The following is an 18,186-nucleotide window of genomic DNA, read 5'->3' as shown; positions in this document are numbered from 1 at the left end:
GCGGGGCGGGGTGGTGGCGGGCGCGGCGGGGGCGGGAGCCGGGGGCACGGGCCGGAGCCGCGTTGTGGTCTCCACGGGCGGTACTTCGGGTGCGGGCGCCGGCTGAGGGTCCGGCTCCTGCCGCTGGGGTGCGGGCGCCGACACCGGGGCGGCCGGTCCTACTGGCGCCGCCTGCCCGGACGTCGGCGTGGGTACTGCGGGCGGTGGTGTCTTCGGGCGTGGCGGAACGGACAGCCTCGCGGAGGTCGCGGGAGGGGCCTGCACGGGGCGCGCGGGCGCCGGTGGTGGGGTCGTGGGGCGGGGCGGGACAGGAGCGCGCTGCGCCTCGGTACTCATCCGCCCCCCTGGTCCTGTTCCGTACCGCGCGCGGATCGACGTCACAGGCAGGCCCGTTGATTGCCGCGTGCCCGTCACTCTACGGGGTGGAACGGCCCCGGTGGGAGCGGGACGCCCGGCCCCCCGACGATCTGCGCAGATCATCCCCCTACCCAGCGGTACGGCCGTCTGGCAAGCTGCGGCCATGACTGCCCGCGCCGCTGACCGGACCCGTTACAACCGGGCCACCGCCCATCTGGACGCCCCGATCGCCATCGTCGATCTGGATGCGTTCGATGCCAATGCCGACGACCTCGTCCGCCGGGCCGCAGGGAAGCCGATCCGGGTGGCGAGCAAGTCGGTGCGCTGCCGGACCCTGCTGGAGCGGGTGCTCGCGCGGCCCGGGTTCGCCGGGATCATGTCGTTCACACTGGCCGAGTCGCTGTGGCTGGCGCGGTCCGGTTTCGACGACGTGCTGCTGGCCTATCCGTCGGCCGACCGGTCCGCCTTCGCGGAGTTGGCCGCCGATCCGAAGCTGGCCGCCGCCGTGACGGTGATGGTGGACGACCACGCGCAGCTGGAGCTGATCGACGCGGCACGGGACGGTGGCCGCGAGGAGATCCGGGTCTGTCTGGAGCTGGACACCTCGCTGCGGCTGCTCGGCGGCCGGGTCAGGATCGGCGCCCTGCGTTCACCGCTGCGCTCCCCCGCCCAACTGGCCGAGCTGGCACGCTCGGTGGCGCGCAGGCCCGGCTTCCGGCTGGTGGGTCTGATGGCGTACGAGGGTCATATCGCCGGGGTCGGGGATTCGGTCGCGGGCCGGCCGCTGCGCTCCCGGGCGATCCGGCTGATGCAGGCCGCGGGCCGCAAGGAACTGGCCGCCCGGCGGGCCGAGGTGGTGCGGGCGGTACGGGCGGTGGCGCCGGACCTGGAGTTCGTGAACGGCGGCGGCACCGGCAGTGTGCAGCACACGGCGGCGGAGCGCGCGGTGACCGAGATCGCGGCCGGGTCGGGGCTCTACGTACCGCGGCTGTTCGACAACTACACGTCGTTCACGGCGCGTCCGGCGGCGCTGTTCGCCCAGCCGGTGGTGCGCAGGCCGGGTGTGGGTGTGGTGACGGTCCTCGGTGGCGGCTATCCGGCGTCCGGACCGGCGGGTGCGGACCGGCTGCCCGTCCCGTATCTGCCGGAGGGACTGCGCTACGACCCGCAGGAGGGGCCGGGCGAGGTGCAGACCCCGCTGCTCGGTGCCCCGGCCGACGATCTGCTGATCGGCGACAAGGTGTGGTTCCGGCACGCGAAGGCCGGTGAACTGTGCGAACGCTTCGACGAGTTGCAGCTGATCGAGGGCGACCGGGTGACGGCGGCCGTGCCGACGTACCGCGGCGAGGGCCGTACGTTCCTCTGAGCTCAGGGAGCCACGGAGCTGCCCACGCCGCCGCTCGTCCCGCTGTCGCCGACCGGCCGGATCCCCTTGGTGATGGTGTCCATGAGGGAGAGCGGCGGGCCGTCGGGCCCCGCGTCGAAGGCGTAGCGCACGACGATCAGTGATTCGCTGCCGACCGTCGACGGAAAGACGAGTGACTGCACATAGCCGCCGGGGCCCTTGCCTGTGGTGACCCGCCAGCGGACCTGGTAGCCGGTGCGCCCGGCGACGCTCACGGACGCGGAGGCGAGTTGCCTGTGGGACGTGATGCCGCCGTGGATCCGGTCGCCGACGATGTCCTCCTCGTAGGCGCTGTCGGCGGCGGTGGTGATGTCCTGCTTGGCGAGCTCCTCGGCGGAGGTGATGTCCGTGCCGCTCGCGGTACGGGTGGTCACCGTGCCGTGGTAGCAGAAGTCGGAGGAGTCGCCGGGGCAGCTGTAGGAGTCGACAGTGCGCATGGTGAGGGCCTCTTCGACGGTGCTCTCGGGCTTCTCCCAGCCGTCGGGGATCGGCAGCGTGATGCCGTTGAGCTGATCGACGAGGACCTTGGGGTCACCTTCGGCCGGTGACCCGCTCGGCGACGGGGAGTCGTGGTCCGCGGTGGGGAGCGGCGCGGAACTGCTCGGCCCGGCCTTCGGCTGCGTACCGCTGTCGTCCCTGCCCAGCAGGACGGCTCCGGTGACGGCCGCGCCGACAACGACCAGTCCGGCCACGGCGAGCGCGACGATCCGGGTACCGCCCCCGCCGGTCGCCGCGCTGCCGCTGCCGTTCCCGTACGCGTTCCCGACCGGCTCGGGCGGCCCGAACTGCTGGGGTTCAGAGGCGATCGGGCGGGTGTGCGCGGTCCATGCCGTGCCGTCCCACCACCGCTCGGTGCCCGGTGCAGCGGCGTCCGGATACCAGCCGGGCGGTGTCGCGTTGCTCATCCCACCACTCTAGAGGGGTGTGACGTACGCCCCGGAAATACCGCCGTCGACGAGGAAGTCGGTGGCGTTGACGAACGAGGAGTCGTCGCTCGCGAGGAAGGCGACGGCCGCCGCGATCTCCGTGGCTTCGGCGAACCGGCCGACCGGGATGTGCACCAGCCTGCGGGCCGCGCGTTCCGGATCCTTGGCGAACAGCTCCCGGAGCAGCGGGGTGTTGACCGGTCCCGGGCACAGCGCGTTGACCCGGATGCCTTCGCGTGCGAACTGCACTCCGAGTTCGCGGGACATGGCGAGGACGCCGCCCTTGGACGCGGTGTACGAGATCTGGCTGGTGGCCGCTCCCATGATCGCGACGAAGGACGCGGTGTTGATGATCGAACCGCGCCCCTGGCGGCGCATGTAGGGCAGGGCGGCCTTGCAGCAGAGGTAGACGGAGGTGAGGTTGACGTCCTGGACCCGCTTCCATGCCTCCAGTCCGGTGGTGAGGATGGAGTCGTCGTCGGGCGGGGAGATGCCCGCGTTGTTGAAGGCGATGTCGACGGATCCGTAGGTGTCGAAGGCGGTCTTGAAGAGGGCCTCGACCTGTTCGGGGTCGGTGACGTCTACGCGTACGAAGGTGCCGCCGACCTCCTCGGCCGCGGCCTTGCCCGCGCGCTCGTCGATGTCGCCGCAGACGACATGGGCGCCCTCCGACGCCAGGCGGCGTGCGGTGGCCAGGCCGATGCCACTGGCGGCTCCGGTGATGACGGCGGTGCGGCCGACCAGGCGGCGGCAGATGTTCTCGCTGTCGGTGGTGGTCATGTCGGCTCAGGCCTCCGTGCTGATGAAGACGTTCTTGGTCTCGGTGAATGCGGCAAGCGCGTCGGGGCCGAGTTCGCGGCCGAGTCCGGACTGTTTGTAGCCGCCGAACGGGGTCCAGTAGCGGACGCTGGAGTGGGAGTTGACGGAGAGGTTCCCCGCCTGGACCGACTGCGAGACGCGCAGCGCGCGGCCCACATCACGGGTCCAGATCGAGCCGGCGAGGCCGTACTCCGTCGCGTTGGCGAGCCGGACGGCGTCGGCCTCGTCCTCGAAGGGAAGGACGACGGCGACCGGCCCGAATACCTCTTCGGTGGCGACGGGTGAGTCCGGGCGGGCGTCGGTGAGAACGGTCGGCGGGAACCAGAAGCCGGGCCCCTCGGGCGCTTTGCCGCTGAGGGCGGTCGCGTCCTCGGGGACGTAACTGCGCACCCGTTCCAGTTGCGCCCGCGAGATCAGCGGGCCCATCTGGGTGTTCTCGTCAAACGGGTCGCCCACGACGACCGATTCGACTGCGGGGGCGAGGAGTTCCAAAAAGCGGTCGTACGCGGATCGCTGGACCAGGATGCGGGTGCGGGCGCAGCAGTCCTGGCCGGCGTTGTCCAGGAACGCCATGGGTGCGGCTGCTGCGGCGGCCTCGATGTCGGCGTCGGCGAAGACGATGTTGGGGCTCTTGCCGCCGAGTTCGAGGGTGAGCCGCTTCACGCGGTCGGCGCACTTGGCCATGATCTGCTTGCCGACCCGGGTGGAGCCGGTGAAGACGATCTTGGCGACGCCGGGGTGCTCGACCAGGGCGTTGCCGGTCACGTCGCCGGCCCCCGGCAGTACCTGGAGGAGGTGTTCGGGAAGCCCTGCGTCCTGGGCGAGCCGGGCGAGGCGCAGGGCGGTGAGCGGGGTGGTCTCTGCGGGTTTGAGGAGTACGGCGTTGCCTGCGGCGAGGGCGGGGGCGAGACCCCAGGCGGCGATCGGCATGGGGAAGTTCCACGGTGCGATCACGCCGATGACGCCGAGGGGTTCGAGGAGGGTGATGTCGAGTCCGCCGGGGACCGGGATCTGCCGGCCGGTGAGTCGTTCCACTCCCCCGGCGGCGTAGTCGAGCAGATCGCGGACGTTGGCCGCCTCCCAGCGGGCGTTGCCGAGGGTGTGGCCGGCCTCCTGGACCTCCAGTCGGGCCAACTGTTCGGCTTCGCCGTCGACGGCGGCGGCGAAGCGTCGCAGCAGCCGGGCGCGGTCGGCGGGGGCGAGGGCGGCCCAGGTGCGCTGAGCGGCTGCGGCCCGGACGACTGCCGCGTCGACCTCGGCGGCGGTGGTGGACGGGACGGTGGCGAGGAGTTCTTCCGTCGCCGGGTTGAGTACGTGGTGTTCCACCGGGTGGTCGGGCGTGGTCACGGGGTGCCTCACAGGCGTTCGAAGGAGCGGCGGAGCTCCCAGTCGGTCACTGCGGCGTCGAAGGCTTCGAGTTCGACGCGGGCCATGTTGCGGTAGTGCGCGACGACGTCGTCTCCGAAGGCCGCCCTGGCGATCTCGCTCTTCTCCCAGAGTTCGGCGGCTTCGCGCAGTGTGGTGGGGACGTGGTCGTAGTCGGCGGTGTAGGCGTTGCTCCCGCACGGCTCGGGGAGTTCGAGGCCCTTCTCGATGCCGTGGATGCCCGCTGCGATCAGTCCGGCGACGGCGAGGTACGGGTTGACGTCACCGCCGGGCAGCCGGTTCTCGAAGCGCATCGAGCGGCCGTGGCCGACGACGCGGAGCGAGCAGGTGCGGTTGTCGTGGCCCCAGGCGACGGCGGTCGGGGCGAAGGAGCCGGGCTGGAAGCGTTTGTAGGAGTTGATGTTCGGTGCGTAGAGGAGGGAGAAATCGCGCAGGGCGGCCAGCTGTCCGGCGAGGAAGTGGCACATCACCGGTGACATGCCGCCGTCCTCTCCCGCCATGACGCTGCGCCCGGCCTCGTCGGTGGACCGGAGCGAGAGGTGGATGTGGCAGGAGTTGCCCTCGCGCTCGTTGAACTTGGCCATGAAGGTGAGGGCGACGCCCTCCTGGGCGGCGATCTCCTTGGCGCCGGTCTTGTAGACGGCGTGCTGGTCACAGGTGACCAGGGCCTCGTCGTAACGGAACACGATCTCGTGCTGGCCGGGGTTGCACTCGCCCTTCGCGGACTCGACGGTAAGACCCGCGGCGGCCATTTCGTTGCGGATACGGCGCAGCAGCGGCTCGACACGGCCGGTGCCGAGGACGGAGTAGTCGACGTTGTACTGGTTGACCGGGGTCAGATCGCGGTAGTTGCGGTCCCAGGCCTGCTCGTAGGTGTCCTTGAAGACGATGAATTCGAGCTCGGTGCCTACATGGGCCGTGTAGCCGTGCTCGGCCAGCCGCTCAAGCTGACGGCTCAGGATCCGGCGGGGCGCGGCGGCGACGGGTGAGCCGTCCTCCTGGGTGAGGTCGGCCATGACCATGGCCGTGCCCTCGTTCCACGGCACCATGCGCAGGGTGGAGAGGTCGGCGTGCATGGCGAAGTCGCCGTAGCCGCGCTCCCAGGAGGACATCTCGAATCCGTCGACGGTGTTCATGTCGGTGTCGACGGCGAGCAGATAGTTGCATCCCTCGGTGCCGTGCTCCACGACCTCGTCGAGGAAGAAGCGGGCAGCGAACCGTTTGCCCTGCAGCCGTCCCTGCATGTCGGGGAAGGCGAGGACGACGGTGTCGATCTCACCGCTTCTGACGAGGACGCGCAGCTCCTCGATCTCCAGCGGTGGTGTTCGGTCTGCCACGGGATACTCCTCCTTCGGTCAGCCGGAAGGCTTAAGGTATGCGAGAGAACCATTAATTGTGAAGGGGAAACGGGACGTGGCCGAGGAAAGCGAGTTCATCGACCGTCTGATGCCCGTACTGCGGCCCGTCCGGGCGGGGAACGGCTTCGAGGAGGCGCTGGAGCAGATCCTCCAGGTGGTCAGGCTCGGCCTTGTGCCCGGCGGCGGGCGGCTGCCGGCCGAGCGCGAGCTGGCCGAGCTGCTGGGGATCAGCCGGGTCACGCTGCGCGAGGTGCTGAAGATCCTGCAGGACCAGGGCCTGGTGGAGAGCAGGCGCGGGCGGTACGGCGGCACGTTCGTGCTGCCCCGCACCGGGAGCCCCGGCGAGGACGAGCTGCGCCGGAAGGTGGAGTCCGTCGACATCGAGGACGTGCTGCGCTTCCGCGAAGTGCTGGAGGCCGGGGCGGCCGGGCTGTGCGCCGCGCAGGGGCTGACGGACGAGGGTGCGGACCGGCTGCGTACGGCTCTGGCGGCTACTCACGAAGCACCTCTGCCCGAGTACCGCAGGCGCGACACCCTGTTCCATCTGACCCTGGCAGAACTCTCCGGCTCCGCATCGCTGGCCGCGCAGTACGCGGCCGTCCGGGCCACCCTGAACGATCTGCTGGACTGCATACCGCTGCTCGTGCGGAACCTGGAGCATTCGCAGCATCAGCACGCGAGTCTCGTCGAGGCGATTCTCGACGGGGACGCGGAGGCTGCGCGTGCGGTGATGCGCGAGCACTGTGCGGGTACGGCCGCGCTGCTGCGCGGATTCCTGGCCTGAACGGGGGTCACCGGTCCCGCCCCGGTGAACCACTTCCGGAAACGTAAAGGTATTCTCTGCCACCATTGAAGCCATGGAACCGAGCCCGCCCGCGCAGGCGGCCGACCGGAGGGACCGTCCCGTGTCCGAACCTCTCATCGGCGTCTCCACCTATCTGGAGCCCGTGGCCCGCTGGGGTGTCTGGGAGCTGCCCGCCGCCCTCCTCCCGGCCGCCTACCCACGGATGATCCAGCGGTCCGGCGGCCTGGCCGCGCTGCTCCCGCCGGACGCCCCCGCCCGGGCCGGGGCCGCGGTGGCCCGGCTGGACGGCCTCGTCGTCGCGGGCGGCGCCGATGTGGAACCCGGGCTGTACGGCGCGGAACGCGACTTCAGGACCGGTCCCCCCGCGCAGGAGCGCGATGCCTGGGAGCTGGCCCTGATCGGGGCCGCGCTGGAGTCCGGTACGCCGCTGCTCGGCATCTGCCGCGGTATGCAGCTGCTCAATGTGGCGCTCGGCGGCACCCTGACCCAGCACCTCGACGGGCACACCGGCCCGCTGGGCGCGACCGGAGTCCTCGGCGCACACCCGGTGAAACCCGTACCGGGGACGCTCTGCGCGTCGATCGTGCCCGAGGAGTCCGCCGTCCCCACCTACCACCACCAGTGCGTGCAACGGCTCGCGCCCGGCCTGGTGGCTTCGGCGCATGCGGCGGACGGCACGGTCGAGGCGGTCGAACTGCCGGGACCGCAGTGGGTGCTCGGGGTGCAGTGGCATCCGGAGATGGGCGACGACCCACGGCTGGTGCAGGCACTGGTGGCGGCGTCGACGGCCCGGCTGATCCCGGCCCGTACGTCGTCCGAGGACCTCGCATCGCCGCCGGCCACGGGGGCCTGCGAGCGTTTGCGGCCTTAGCCTTTCGCCGGACTGCCGTCCGGCGCGCTACGTGTCCCGCCCCGTCAGCGACAGCAGATCGCGCGCCGGACCCGTCGGGCGGTGGCCCGAGGGCCATACCGCGCGCAGCTGGCGCCTCAGCCGCACCCCGGCGATCGGGACCTTGACCAGGCGCCTGGAGGACAGCTCCTCCCCCAGCGCCAGTTCGCTCAGCACGCACGGTCCCGCCCCGCTCTCCGCCGCTCCCTTCACCGCGGTCGTCGAGGAGAGTTCGAGCAGTGGCTGGGCGAGGCCGCCGTGCACGGCCAGGGCCGCGTCCAGGACCTGGCGGGTGCCGGAGCCGTGCTCGCGCAGGATCAGCGGGGTCGCGGCCAGTTCCTGCGGGGTCAGGGGCGTACGGCGGCGGGCCCACGCATGGGACGGGGCGACCACGACGACCAGGCGGTCGTGGGCGATGACCGTGCCGTCGAGCCCTTCCGGCACGGACAGGCCCTCCACGAATCCGAGGTCGGCCTCGCCGACGAGCAGCCGCCCCGCGACCGCCGCCGAATTCCCGGCGAGCAGCGAGACCGCGGTGTCCGGCCGTTCGGCGCGCAGCGCTATCAGCCAGCCCGGCAGCAGGTATTCGGCGATGGTCATGGAGGCGGCGACCCGCAGCCTGGAGTCCCGCCGGTCGCGCAGCGCCTGCGCGCCCGCGTCGAATGCTTCGGCCGCCTCGACGATCCTGCGCGCCCAGTCGGTGACCAGCGCGCCCGCGTCGGTGAGCCGGGAGCCGCGCGGCGAACGGTCCAGCAGGGCCACGCCGAGCTGGCGCTCCATCGACCGGACGCGGCTGCTGGCAGCGGGCTGGGTGACGCCGACGTCCCGTGCCGCGCGCCCCAGGCTGCCGTGCCGGGCGACGGCGAGCAGCAGCTCCAGCGCACCGAGGTCGGGGACCCGGTGGGAGAGGGGAACATGCTCTTCATCGGCCATAAAGCCAGCTTATGACCTCATAGACGCGGAGTCCCTGGCGGGGACCCGACCACGCCGCGAAAATCGTGGCATGGCCATCTTTCCGCAGACGCAGCAGTCCCCAGCCCCGTACTCGGCCCCTCTGCGCCTTCCTCATCTGCGGTACATCGGCCCCAACTGGTACGCCACCGTCATGGGCACCGCGATCGTCGCGAGCGCGGGTGTCGCGCTGCCCGTGCACGTCCCGGGACTGCGGGGTGCCTGCACGGTGGTGTGGGCGCTCGCGACGGTCATGCTCGCCGCGGTGCTCACGGCCCGTGCCGGACACTGGATCGCCCACCGCGACCAGGCCCGCACCCATCTGCTCGACCCCGCCGTCGCCCCGTTCTACGGCTGTCTCTCGATGGCGCTGCTCGCGGTCGGCGGCTCGTCGATGGTGGTCGGCCGGGACGTCATCGGGCATCAGGCGGCCCTTGCCCTGGATGTGGTGCTCTACGCGGCGGGCACGGTGATCGGTCTTGCCGCCGCGGTCGCGATTCCGTATCTGATGGTCGTACGCCATCGGATCGAGCCCGGCACCGCGTCGCCGGTGTGGCTGCTGCCGGTGGTGGCCCCGATGGTCTCCGCGGCGCTCGGCCCGCTGCTGGTGCCTCGGCTGCCGGCCGGTCAGTGGCAGGAGGCGATGCTGCTGGCCTGCTACGCGATGTTCGGTCTGAGTCTGCTGGCCACGCTGGTGATGCTGCCGCTGATCTTCGCCCGGCTCGTCCACCGGGGCCCGCTGCCGCTCGCGCTGACGCCCACGCTGTTCCTGGTCCTCGGCCCGCTGGGCCAGTCGACGACCGCGGTCAATCAGCTCGCCGATGTGGCGCCGGGCGCGATCGGGGCGCCGTACGCCTCGGGGCTCGGGGTGTTCGCCGTGCTGTACGGCGTGCCGGTGATGGGCTTCGCGCTGCTGTGGCTGGCACTGGCCGTCGCGCTGGTGGTGCGGGCCGTACGGAACGGCATGACCTTCAGCATGACGTGGTGGGGCTTCACCTTCCCGGTCGGTACGTGTGTCACGGGCGCCGCGGGCCTGGCCCGGCACACCGGTCTCACGGCGTACACCTGGCTGGCCGTCGCGCTGTACGTGCTGCTGGTGACGGCTTGGGCGGTGGCGGGGCTCCGGACGCTGCGCGGGCTGCTCAGCGGAGTGCTGCTCGCAGCGCCGCAGGCGCCTGCGCCAGTGACGGCCCGTACCACGTGAGGAACCGCCCGTCGACGAGTGCGGCGGGCAGTGCGGGGAACGCTTCGGGCCCGTCGTCCGCGGTGAAGCGGTACGGCTCGTCGGGCAGGACGACCAGATCGGCGCCCGCCGTGTTGAGTGCGTCGAGCGGGATACGGGGATAGCGCTCGGCGTGGTCCGCGTAGACGTTCTCGACGCCGAGCCTGGCCAGCAGGTCCCCGGCGAAGGTGTCGCGGCCCAGCACCATCCAGGGCCTGCGCCAGACGGGCACGACCGCACGGCGCGGGGCGCGGGGTGGCGGAAGCGCGGCCCAGGCGGCCTCGGCCTCGTCCAGCCAGCGCGGCCTGGCCTGTCCGCAGGCGGTGACCAGCACCCGGTCCAGTTCCTCGAATGCCTGGTCGAGCGTGCGGATCCCGGTGACAAGCACCTCGATCCCGGCGGCTCCGATCGCCGCGAGGTCGGGTTCGCGGTTCTCCTCCTCGTTGGCGACGACGAGATCGGGCCGCAGCGCGGCGACCGCGGCCACGTCGGGATTCTTGGTGCCGCCGATACGGGCGGCGGTCAGGCCGGCCGGGTGGGTGCACCAGTCGGTGACGCCGACCAGCAGGCCGGGGGCGGTGACAGCGACGGCCTCGGTGAGCGAAGGGACCAGGGAGACGACTCGCACGGCGGGAAACCCCTCTCAGCGGCGCGATTCGAAGGTGGCATCGATGTGCTCGGCGACCGCGACGACCAGCAGCCGCGTACCGGGCATCGTGGCCCGCCAGCGGTGCCGCACCCCGCCGGACATGAACAGGGTGTCACCCTGCTCCAGCCGGTACGCCTGCCCCTCGGCCTCCACCTCCGCGGCACCCTGCACCACGTACATCACTTCGTCGTTGCGGTGCTGGAACTCGCGCCCGAGGTCGAGTTCACCGGTGAACTCCAGGGCGCTGAGCTGATGGCGTCCGCGCACCACCCTGCGTACCCCGTCGCCCTCGCCCGCCCGTACGACATCGACGGCGCGCGCCGAGTCCGCGGCGGCGCGCAGCCGCGCCGTGGTGGTCTCCAGGGCTTGGGCGACCCGGTCCAGGGACCGGGCGCTGGGCCGGGCCCGCTCGTTCTCGATCTGGCTGAGGAACGGCACGGACAGACCGCTGCGGGTGGCGACCGCGGCCAGCGTGAGCCCCAGGGATCTGCGCCGTCGGCGGACCGCGGCGCCCACGCGGAGTGCTTCCTTGTCGTCCATGTCCGGCTCCCTCCCGACTCGTCATCCTCCCGGCTGCCAGCACATTACGCACACGGTTACGCAAGGTCGGCCGGCTGATGAACGTCTTTTGGACAGACGGAAGGGGCGGGCCCGCCGGCGGCGGCACCCACCCCTTTCCCTGCAGACCCTGCTGAGAGCCCTACTGCGGAGCCATCTTGTCCGCAATGCCCGGGTTCTTCTCCATCCAGGCCTTCACGGCCTCTTCCTCATGGCCCGTACCGTGCTTCTGGATCTGGTTCTCCAGGCCGGCGAGCTGGTCCTCGCTCAGCTTGAAGTTCTTGAACCACTTCGTCAGCTGCGGGTACTGCTTCGGGAAGTCCTTGCCGGCGATGGTGTGGAGCCGGTCGCCGTTGCCGAAGGCCTTCTCGGGGTCCTTGAGCTTGGTCATGCTGAACTCGTTGTACGCCCAGTGCGGCGTCCAGAGCAGCACCGCGATGGGCTCCTTCTTGGCGTACGCGCGCTTCAGCTCGGCGAGCATGCCGGGCGTCGAGGAGTCGACGACCTTGTACTCCTTGTCCAGGCCGTACGCCGGCAGCACGTTCTTCTTGAGGTTCTCCATCGTGGCGGTACCCGGCTCGATGCCGACGATCCGGCCCTTGAACTGCGAGGACTTGCCCTTCAGGTCGGCGAGGGACTTGACGTCCTTCACGTACGAGGGCACCGCGACCTCGATCGACGTCGGGCCGTACCACGAACCGATGTCGGTCAGCCGGGAGCCGTACTTGTTCCAGTAGTTCTTCTGGGTGTACGGCAGCCAGCCGTCGAACTGCACATCGATCTGGCCGCGGGACATCGCGGTGTACATCGGACCGACCTCGAACTGCTTGAGGTTGATCTTGTAGCCGCGCTCCTCCAGGACCGCCTTCCACAGGTACGTGGCGGCGATGTCCTCCTCCCAGGGGAACCAGGCCATCTCGACAGCGCGGTCGCGCTCGTCCTTGCCGTTCGCCCCCTTGGACGTGGCGTCCTTCGCGACCGGGGTCCACTTGTCGGCAACGCCCGGGTTGGCCTTCAGCCAGGTGCGGACGGCCTCCTGCTCGTTGCCGGAACCGGCCTTCTGGATCTCCGCCTCAAGGCTGGTGAGCTGGCCCTCGCTCATCTTGAAGTTCTTGAGCCAGGTGCCGACCTCGGGGTTGTCGGCGGAGAAGCCCTTGCGGGCCAGGGTGTGGATGCCGTCGCCCTTGCCCCAGAGGTTCTTGGGATCCTTGAGCTTGGTCAGTTCGTACTGGTTGTACGCCCAGTGCGGCGACCAGAGCGGAACGACGATCGGTTCCTTCTTGGCGTACGCGCGCTTCAGCTCGGCCAGCATCGACGGCGTGGAGCCGTCGACGACCTTGTACTCCTTGTCCAGGCCGTAGCCCGGCAGGATCTTGTCCTTGAGCAGGCCCATCTCACCGGCGCTCGGCTCGATGCCGACGATCCGGCCCTTGAACTGCGAGGACTTGCCCTTCAGGTCGTCCAGCGACCGGACGTCCTTCATGTACGAGGGGACGGCCAGCTCCAGCGAGGTGGGGCCGTACCACGAGCCGATGTCCTCCAGGCGGTCCTGGTACTTCTTCCAGTAGCTGGCGTGGGTGACCGGCAGCCAGGAGTCGGTCTCGAAGTCGATCTGACCGTTGGCCATACCGGTGTAGAGCGCACCGGCCTCGTACTGCTTGACGTCGACCTGGAAGCCGCGCTGCTCCAGCATCTCCTTCCACAGGAAGGTGGAGGCGATGCCTTCGTCCCACGGGATGTAGCCCATGCTGATCTTCTTGCCCGCACCGATCTTCGAGCCGCCGGCGGTGGACTTGTCCGAGCCGGACGAGCCGAAGAGGCCCAGGCCACCCGCGACGAGTGCGAGGACGACGATGCCGGCAACCGCGACGACGGGCTGCGGGCGGTGGTTCCAGACCTTCAGTCCGCCGGCCATCGACTGCGCCCTGGCGAGGGCGCGGCGGGCGAGCGGGGAGACCTCGCGGCCGAGCGCGCCGGTCATCCGGTCCAGGTACATCGCCACGATGACGATGGAGATGCCCGCCTCGAAGCCGAGGCCGACGTCGACGTTGCCGATGGCGCGGTAGACGGCGCCACCGAGGCCGCCGCCGCCGACCATGCCGGCGATGACCACCATGGACAGGCCCAGCATGATGACCTGGTTGATGCCCGCCATGATCGTGGGCAGGGCGAGCGGCAGCTGCACCCGCAGCAGGGTGTTGCGCCGCGTGGTGCCGAATGCCTCGGCCGCCTCGACCAGTTCGCCGTCGACCTGGCGGATGCCGAGCTCGGTCATCCGGACGCCCGGGGGCAGCGAGAAGATGATGGTGGCGATGATGCCGGGGACCACGCCGACGCCGAAGAAGATGACGCCGGGGATCAGATAGACCATGGCGGGCATGGTCTGCATGAAGTCCAGGACCGGCCGGGTCACCGCGCTGACGGTCTTGGAGCGTGACGCCCAGATGCCCAGCGGTACGGCCAGCACCAGCGCGATGATGGTGGCGACGAGCACCAGGGTGAGGGTGTCCATCGCTTCGTCCCACAGCTCGACGGAGTCGATGACGGCGAAGCCTACGAAGGCGAGCACACCCGCGAGCAGACCGCGCAGCCACCAGGCGATGACGGCGACGATGCCCGCGAAGAGCAACGGTGCGGGGGCGGAGAGCACGGCGGCTATGCCGTCGAACATGCCGCTGACGATCGAGCTGATCGCGTCGAACAGCCAGGACAGGTGGGTCTGCAGCCAGTCGACCGCCGAGTCGACCCAGTCACCGAGAGGGAGCCTAAACACTGGCCACCTTCTTCGCGGTGGTCGTGACGTCCTGCGGGGCCTCGGCGGGGGTCATCGGCTCACCGAGGACGGCGAGCAGCCGGGCGCGCGGTACGACACCGATGAGCTTGCCCTTGGCGTCGGTCACGGCGACCGCGACTCCGCTCCGCGAGCAGGGCGTGAAGAGCTCGATGATCGGTGTGGACTCGGTGACGGTGGCCGGGGCGGCCCTGAGGACGTCGTCGGCGGTACGCAGTTCCTCGCCGTCGTCCGTGCTGGTGCCCATGACGGTGTGCGGCTCGGCCATGATGGCGCCCGCGGTCAGTACCCGGGTGCGGTCGACGTCCTGGGTGAAGGAGGCGACGTAGTCGTTGGCCGGGGTGACGAGGATGTCCTCGGCGGTGCCGAGCTGGACGATCTTCCCGTCGCGCATCACGGCGATACGGTCGCCGAGGCGCATGGCCTCGTTGAGGTCGTGGGTGATGAAGACGATGGTCTTCTTCAGGCGCTTCTGCAGTTCGAGCAGCTGGTCCTGCATGTCACGGCGGATCAGCGGGTCGAGCGCGCTGAAGGACTCGTCCATCAGCAGCAGGTCGGCGTCGGTGGCGAGGGCGCGGGCCAGGCCGACGCGCTGCTGCATACCGCCGGACAGCTCGTCGGGCCAGGACTTCTCCCAGCCGGCGAGACCGGTCAGCTCCAGCGCCTCGGCAGCGCGCTTCTCGCGCTCGGCGCGCGGCACACCCTGCACTTCGAGGCCGTACCCGGCATTCTCCAGCACGCTCCGGTGGGGGAAGAGCGCAAAGTGCTGGAACACCATGCTGATCTTGGAGGATCGGACATGGCGCAGTTCTGCAGGGCTCAGGGCGGTCAGGTCCTGGCCGTCGAACAGCACGCGTCCGGCTGTGGGCTCCAGAAGTCCGTTGAGCATGCGCAGCAACGTGGACTTTCCGGACCCGGACAGACCCATCACGACGAAGATCTGTCCCGGTTCGACAGTGAACGAGGCGTCGATCACCGCTGCGGTCGTTCCGTCGGCGCGCAGCTCGTCGCGGGCCGCGCCGCTTTCGAGTTTCTGCACAGCTTGATCGGGTCGTCTGCCGAACACTTTGTACAAGTGCTCAGCTTGCAGCCTTGACACATACACCTCGCGGGTTGAACCGAAAAACGGTCTGCCACCCCCTCCGGCAGACCGTGGAGCAGCGCGGATTCGGTCCGCATGGCACGTGCATCAGTTGAAACTGCTACGTGATCCGCTCCGGCTGCGCGCCTGCCCCCGCTTACACAAGCCAAACACAAGAGTGACTCAGCTCACGCATGAGCGGCCGCCGTCAGGGCTCGCCCCCTCGCCCCGGTGTCCGCGACGGCCGGTGTCAGTGGGGTGCGGCATCATCGGGGTGTGACGCGACGCCTGATGCTCCTCGACACCGCTTCCCTCTACTACCGCGCCTACTTCGGGGTTCCCGATTCGGTACGCGCCCCCGACGGGACACCGGTCAACGCCGTGCGCGGGCTGCTCGACTTCATCGGGCGCCTGGTGCAGGACCACCGGCCGGACGATCTCGTCGCCTGCATGGACGCGGACTGGCGGCCGCACTGGCGGGTGGAGCTGATCCCTTCGTACAAGGCGCACCGCGTCGCGGTGGAGACCGCCGAGGGGCTGCCCGACGAGGAGGAGACCCCCGACACCCTGGCCCCGCAGGTGCCCATCATCGAGGACGTGCTCGATGCGCTCGGCATCGCCCGGGTCGGCGTCGCGGACTATGAGGCGGACGATGTGATCGGCACGCTCACCGGTCGGGCCACCGGCCCCGTGGACATCGTCACCGGAGACCGGGATCTGTATCAGCTGGTCGACGACGCCCGCGGGGTGCGGGTGCTCTACCCGCTGAAGGGGGTCGGTTCGCTCCAGCTGACGGATGAGGCATGGCTGCGGGAGAAGTACGGGGTGGACGGCTCCGGCTATGTCGATCTGGCCCTGCTGCGTGGCGACCCGAGCGACGGGCTGCCGGGCGTCCCGGGCATCGGTGAGAAGACGGCGGCGAAACTGCTGGACGCCTTCGGTGATCTGGTCGGAATCATGGCCGCGGTGGACGATCCGGGCGCCAAGCTGACGCCCTCGCAGCGCAAGCGGCTCGACGAGGCCCGCGCCTATGTGGCCATCGCGCCGAAGGTGGTCCGCGTCGCCGGTGACGTACCCCTGCCGGAGTTCGACCCCGCGCTGCCCGCCGAACCGCGCGATCCCGCTGCCCTCGAAGCCCTCGCGAAGCAGTGGGGGCTGGGCGGTGCCCTGCAGCGCCTGCTCTCCACACTGCGCGACTGAGGTGCTAACTTAGGTAAGCCTAAGCAATCGGAGCAGGGAGAACCTCGTGGCAGAACGACCGGCACGGCAGGCACCCAAGGCGCAGGGGGCCCACGTCCTGCGCACCGAGCAGATCACCCCTCACATGGTGCGCGTAGTGCTCGGCGGTGACGGCCTTGCCGAGTTCGGGCTCTCCGGGTTCACCGACCATTACGTCAAGCTCTGCTTCGCCCCCGAGGGTGCGGAGTACGCGCACCCGTTCGACATGGCCCGCATCCGTGAGGAGCAGCCGCGGGAGCTGTGGCCCACCACCCGCACCTACACGGTGCGCTCCTGGGACCCGGTCACCCGGGAGCTGGCCATCGACTTCGTGGTGCACGGCGACGAGGGCCTGGCCGGACCGTGGGCGATACGGGCGGTCCCGGGTGACCAGGTGACCTTCCTCGGCCCCGGCGGGGGTTACGGCCCGGCCGCCTCGGCGGACTGGCACCTCCTGGCGGGCGACGAGAGCGCGCTGCCTGCCATCGCCGCCGCCCTGGAGCAGATGCCGGAGGGCGCGCGGGTGCACGCGTTCGTCGAGGTGGCGGACGCCTCGGAGGAGCAGAAGATCGTGACGCCCGACGGGGTCGAGGTGACCTGGCTGCACCGCGGGGAGCGCCCGGTCGGCGAGGCACTGACCGCCGCGGTGAAGGAGCTGGAGTTCCCGGCGGGCGAGGTCCAGGCATTCGTCCACGGCGAGGCGGGCTTCGTGAAGGAGATCCGCCGCCATCTGCGCCTGGACCGCGAGATCCCGCTCTCCCAGCTGTCCATCTCCGGCTATTGGCGGCTCGGCCAGAACGACGACACCTGGCGCTCGGTCAAGCGCGAGTGGAACGCACAGGTGGAGCGCGAGCAGGAGAGCGCGGCGTAACACCGGCTCACTCCCGTACGCCCCGGTCCCCGACCGGGGCGTACGCGTTCCCGGGGGCGTACGTGTTCTCCAAGGCGTACGCGTTCCCGGGGGGCGTACGTGTTCCCGGGGGGTGTACGTGTTCTCGGGGGCGTACGCGTTCCCGGGGCGCCGGCTCATCCACCGGCGACCCGCACCGCCGTCCCGTCGCCGCCACCCGGACCCCGCTCACCGTCGCCCCCGTACGCACGGGCGGACGCGTCCACATGCGCGAGCCGTCGCAGTGCGCTGAACATCGCCTCCCCCAGCACCGTGCCGACGACCACACTCTCCACCAGGTCCTCGCGCGCCACCCGCCGCCCCACATAGTCGAGGTCGGCCCGCGCGACCGGTTCGGCGGCGGCCGCATAGTCGTCGAGCAGTTCGAGATACCCGCCGTGCCCGGCCCGCCGCAGCGCGACGATCACCCCAGCCAGGCACTCGCCGGCCGGGCCGTGCGCCTCGGCCCGCCAGCCGCGCCGCTCCACCAGCTCCGCCACCTCTTCGCGGGCCTCGTCCAACTCGGGCCCCGACTCGTCCCCCTGCAGCGGGGTGAGGCGCTTCGCCGCGACGCCCAGCACCTTGTGCACCGGCTGCTCCGGATCCTCGACCGCCCGGAGCACATCGCCGATGGCCGCGAGCGAGAGCCCGCCGACATCCAGCAGGGCGCGGATCAGCCGCAGCCTGCGCTCATGGCCGGTGTCGTAACTCGCCTGGTTCGGGCTGGTCAACTGCCCGGCAGGCAGCAGCCCTTCACGTACATAGAACTTGATCGTCGGTACCGGAACCCCGGACCTGCGGCTCAACTCGCCGATGCGCACCGCGTGTTCTTCCTTCCGCGCTTGCCAACCCCCCGACCCATCATAGATAGTCCCACTACCG

The 18,186-nt window shown here is 70.6% G+C and carries 16 protein-coding genes; 6 read left to right on the top strand and 10 right to left on the bottom strand.

The features are described 5' to 3' along the window. Window positions 1–520: 520 nt before the first annotated feature. Window positions 521–1,723 (top strand): amino acid deaminase/aldolase, encoded by a 1,203-nt coding sequence (locus ACGFU7_RS13625; RefSeq protein WP_393695323.1) that lies wholly within the window; start codon window positions 521–523, stop codon window positions 1,721–1,723. Between the two features lie 2 nt (window positions 1,724–1,725). Here ACGFU7_RS13625 and ACGFU7_RS13620 read toward each other — a convergent pair whose 3' ends face one another. The 4 genes from ACGFU7_RS13620 to ACGFU7_RS13605 are packed head-to-tail and all read right to left on the bottom strand — an operon-like array spanning window position 1,726 to window position 6,230. Then, on the bottom strand, window positions 1,726–2,667 hold the full coding sequence (locus ACGFU7_RS13620) for a DUF2510 domain-containing protein (RefSeq protein ID WP_393695321.1): 942 nt from the start codon (window positions 2,665–2,667) through the stop codon (window positions 1,726–1,728). Between the two features lie 9 nt (window positions 2,668–2,676). Further along, on the bottom strand, window positions 2,677–3,468 hold the full coding sequence (locus ACGFU7_RS13615) for a 3-oxoacyl-ACP reductase (protein WP_393695319.1): 792 nt from the start codon (window positions 3,466–3,468) through the stop codon (window positions 2,677–2,679). 6 nt (window positions 3,469–3,474) lie between these two features. Continuing rightward, entirely contained in the window at window positions 3,475–4,854 is a 1,380-nt protein-coding gene (locus tag ACGFU7_RS13610; protein WP_393695317.1) for an aldehyde dehydrogenase family protein, read from the bottom strand. 8 nt (window positions 4,855–4,862) lie between these two features. After that, window positions 4,863–6,230 carry a glutamine synthetase family protein gene (locus ACGFU7_RS13605; protein WP_393695315.1) on the bottom strand — a complete coding sequence of 456 codons (1,368 nt, stop codon included), beginning with the start codon at window positions 6,228–6,230 and terminating at the stop codon, window positions 4,863–4,865. Window positions 6,231–6,339: 109 nt separating this feature from the next. On the opposite strand from ACGFU7_RS13605, the gene ACGFU7_RS13600 reads away from it, so the two are divergent. Next, complete coding sequence (locus ACGFU7_RS13600; protein WP_393695614.1) at window positions 6,340–7,035, top strand: FadR/GntR family transcriptional regulator; 696 nt, start codon at window positions 6,340–6,342, stop codon at window positions 7,033–7,035. Window positions 7,036–7,156: 121 nt separating this feature from the next. Continuing rightward, window positions 7,157–7,927 carry a gamma-glutamyl-gamma-aminobutyrate hydrolase family protein gene (locus ACGFU7_RS13595; protein WP_393695313.1) on the top strand — a complete coding sequence of 257 codons (771 nt, stop codon included), beginning with the start codon at window positions 7,157–7,159 and terminating at the stop codon, window positions 7,925–7,927. A gap of 27 nt (window positions 7,928–7,954) precedes the next feature. Here ACGFU7_RS13595 and ACGFU7_RS13590 read toward each other — a convergent pair whose 3' ends face one another. Next, the gene (locus tag ACGFU7_RS13590) at window positions 7,955–8,878 is read right to left on the bottom strand and encodes a LysR family transcriptional regulator (protein ID WP_393695311.1); all 924 of its coding nucleotides are present in this window, start codon (window positions 8,876–8,878) and stop codon (window positions 7,955–7,957) included. Between the two features lie 70 nt (window positions 8,879–8,948). Here ACGFU7_RS13590 and ACGFU7_RS13585 point away from each other — a divergent pair, with 70 nt between their 5' ends. Next, window positions 8,949–10,100 carry a TDT family transporter gene (locus tag ACGFU7_RS13585; protein WP_393695309.1) on the top strand — a complete coding sequence of 384 codons (1,152 nt, stop codon included), beginning with the start codon at window positions 8,949–8,951 and terminating at the stop codon, window positions 10,098–10,100. On the opposite strand, the gene ACGFU7_RS13580 is transcribed toward ACGFU7_RS13585, so the two are convergent. The 4 genes from ACGFU7_RS13580 to ACGFU7_RS13565 all read right to left on the bottom strand — a co-directional run bounded on the left by ACGFU7_RS13580 (window position 10,039) and on the right by ACGFU7_RS13565 (window position 15,155). Continuing rightward, window positions 10,039–10,746: a helical backbone metal receptor gene (locus ACGFU7_RS13580; protein WP_393695307.1), complete on the bottom strand. Its 708-nt coding sequence runs from the start codon at window positions 10,744–10,746 to the stop codon at window positions 10,039–10,041. The two genes, ACGFU7_RS13585 and ACGFU7_RS13580, sit on opposite strands and share 62 nt — an antisense overlap. A gap of 15 nt (window positions 10,747–10,761) precedes the next feature. Then, entirely contained in the window at window positions 10,762–11,307 is a 546-nt protein-coding gene (locus ACGFU7_RS13575; RefSeq protein ID WP_393695305.1) for a helix-turn-helix domain-containing protein, read from the bottom strand. A gap of 160 nt (window positions 11,308–11,467) precedes the next feature. Continuing rightward, window positions 11,468–14,098 carry an ABC transporter permease/substrate binding protein gene (locus ACGFU7_RS13570; RefSeq protein WP_393695303.1) on the bottom strand — a complete coding sequence of 877 codons (2,631 nt, stop codon included), beginning with the start codon at window positions 14,096–14,098 and terminating at the stop codon, window positions 11,468–11,470. After that, window positions 14,091–15,155 (bottom strand): glycine betaine/L-proline ABC transporter ATP-binding protein, encoded by a 1,065-nt coding sequence (locus ACGFU7_RS13565; RefSeq protein WP_393695301.1) that lies wholly within the window; start codon window positions 15,153–15,155, stop codon window positions 14,091–14,093. Before ACGFU7_RS13565 ends, ACGFU7_RS13570 begins: the two co-directional genes overlap by 8 nt. A 333-nt stretch (window positions 15,156–15,488) precedes the next feature. On the opposite strand from ACGFU7_RS13565, the gene ACGFU7_RS13560 reads away from it, so the two are divergent. Both ACGFU7_RS13560 and ACGFU7_RS13555 read left to right on the top strand, forming a co-directional pair. Continuing rightward, a complete protein-coding gene (locus ACGFU7_RS13560) occupies window positions 15,489–16,397 on the top strand; it encodes a 5'-3' exonuclease H3TH domain-containing protein (protein WP_393695612.1) in 909 nt (302 codons plus the stop codon). A 46-nt stretch (window positions 16,398–16,443) separates the two neighbouring features. Then, window positions 16,444–17,286, top strand: coding sequence for a siderophore-interacting protein (locus ACGFU7_RS13555; RefSeq protein WP_393695299.1), 843 nt, complete (start codon window positions 16,444–16,446; stop codon window positions 17,284–17,286). A gap of 155 nt (window positions 17,287–17,441) precedes the next feature. On the opposite strand, the gene ACGFU7_RS13550 is transcribed toward ACGFU7_RS13555, so the two are convergent. Then, the gene (locus tag ACGFU7_RS13550; protein WP_393695297.1) at window positions 17,442–18,125 is read right to left on the bottom strand and encodes a MerR family transcriptional regulator; all 684 of its coding nucleotides are present in this window, start codon (window positions 18,123–18,125) and stop codon (window positions 17,442–17,444) included. Between the last annotated feature and the right edge of the window lie 61 nt (window positions 18,126–18,186).

The organism is Streptomyces sp. NPDC048473, from assembly GCF_043200155.1.
Lineage (GTDB): Bacteria > Actinomycetota > Actinomycetes > Streptomycetales > Streptomycetaceae > Streptomyces.
This window is presented reverse-complemented; position numbering and strand designations above follow the sequence as displayed.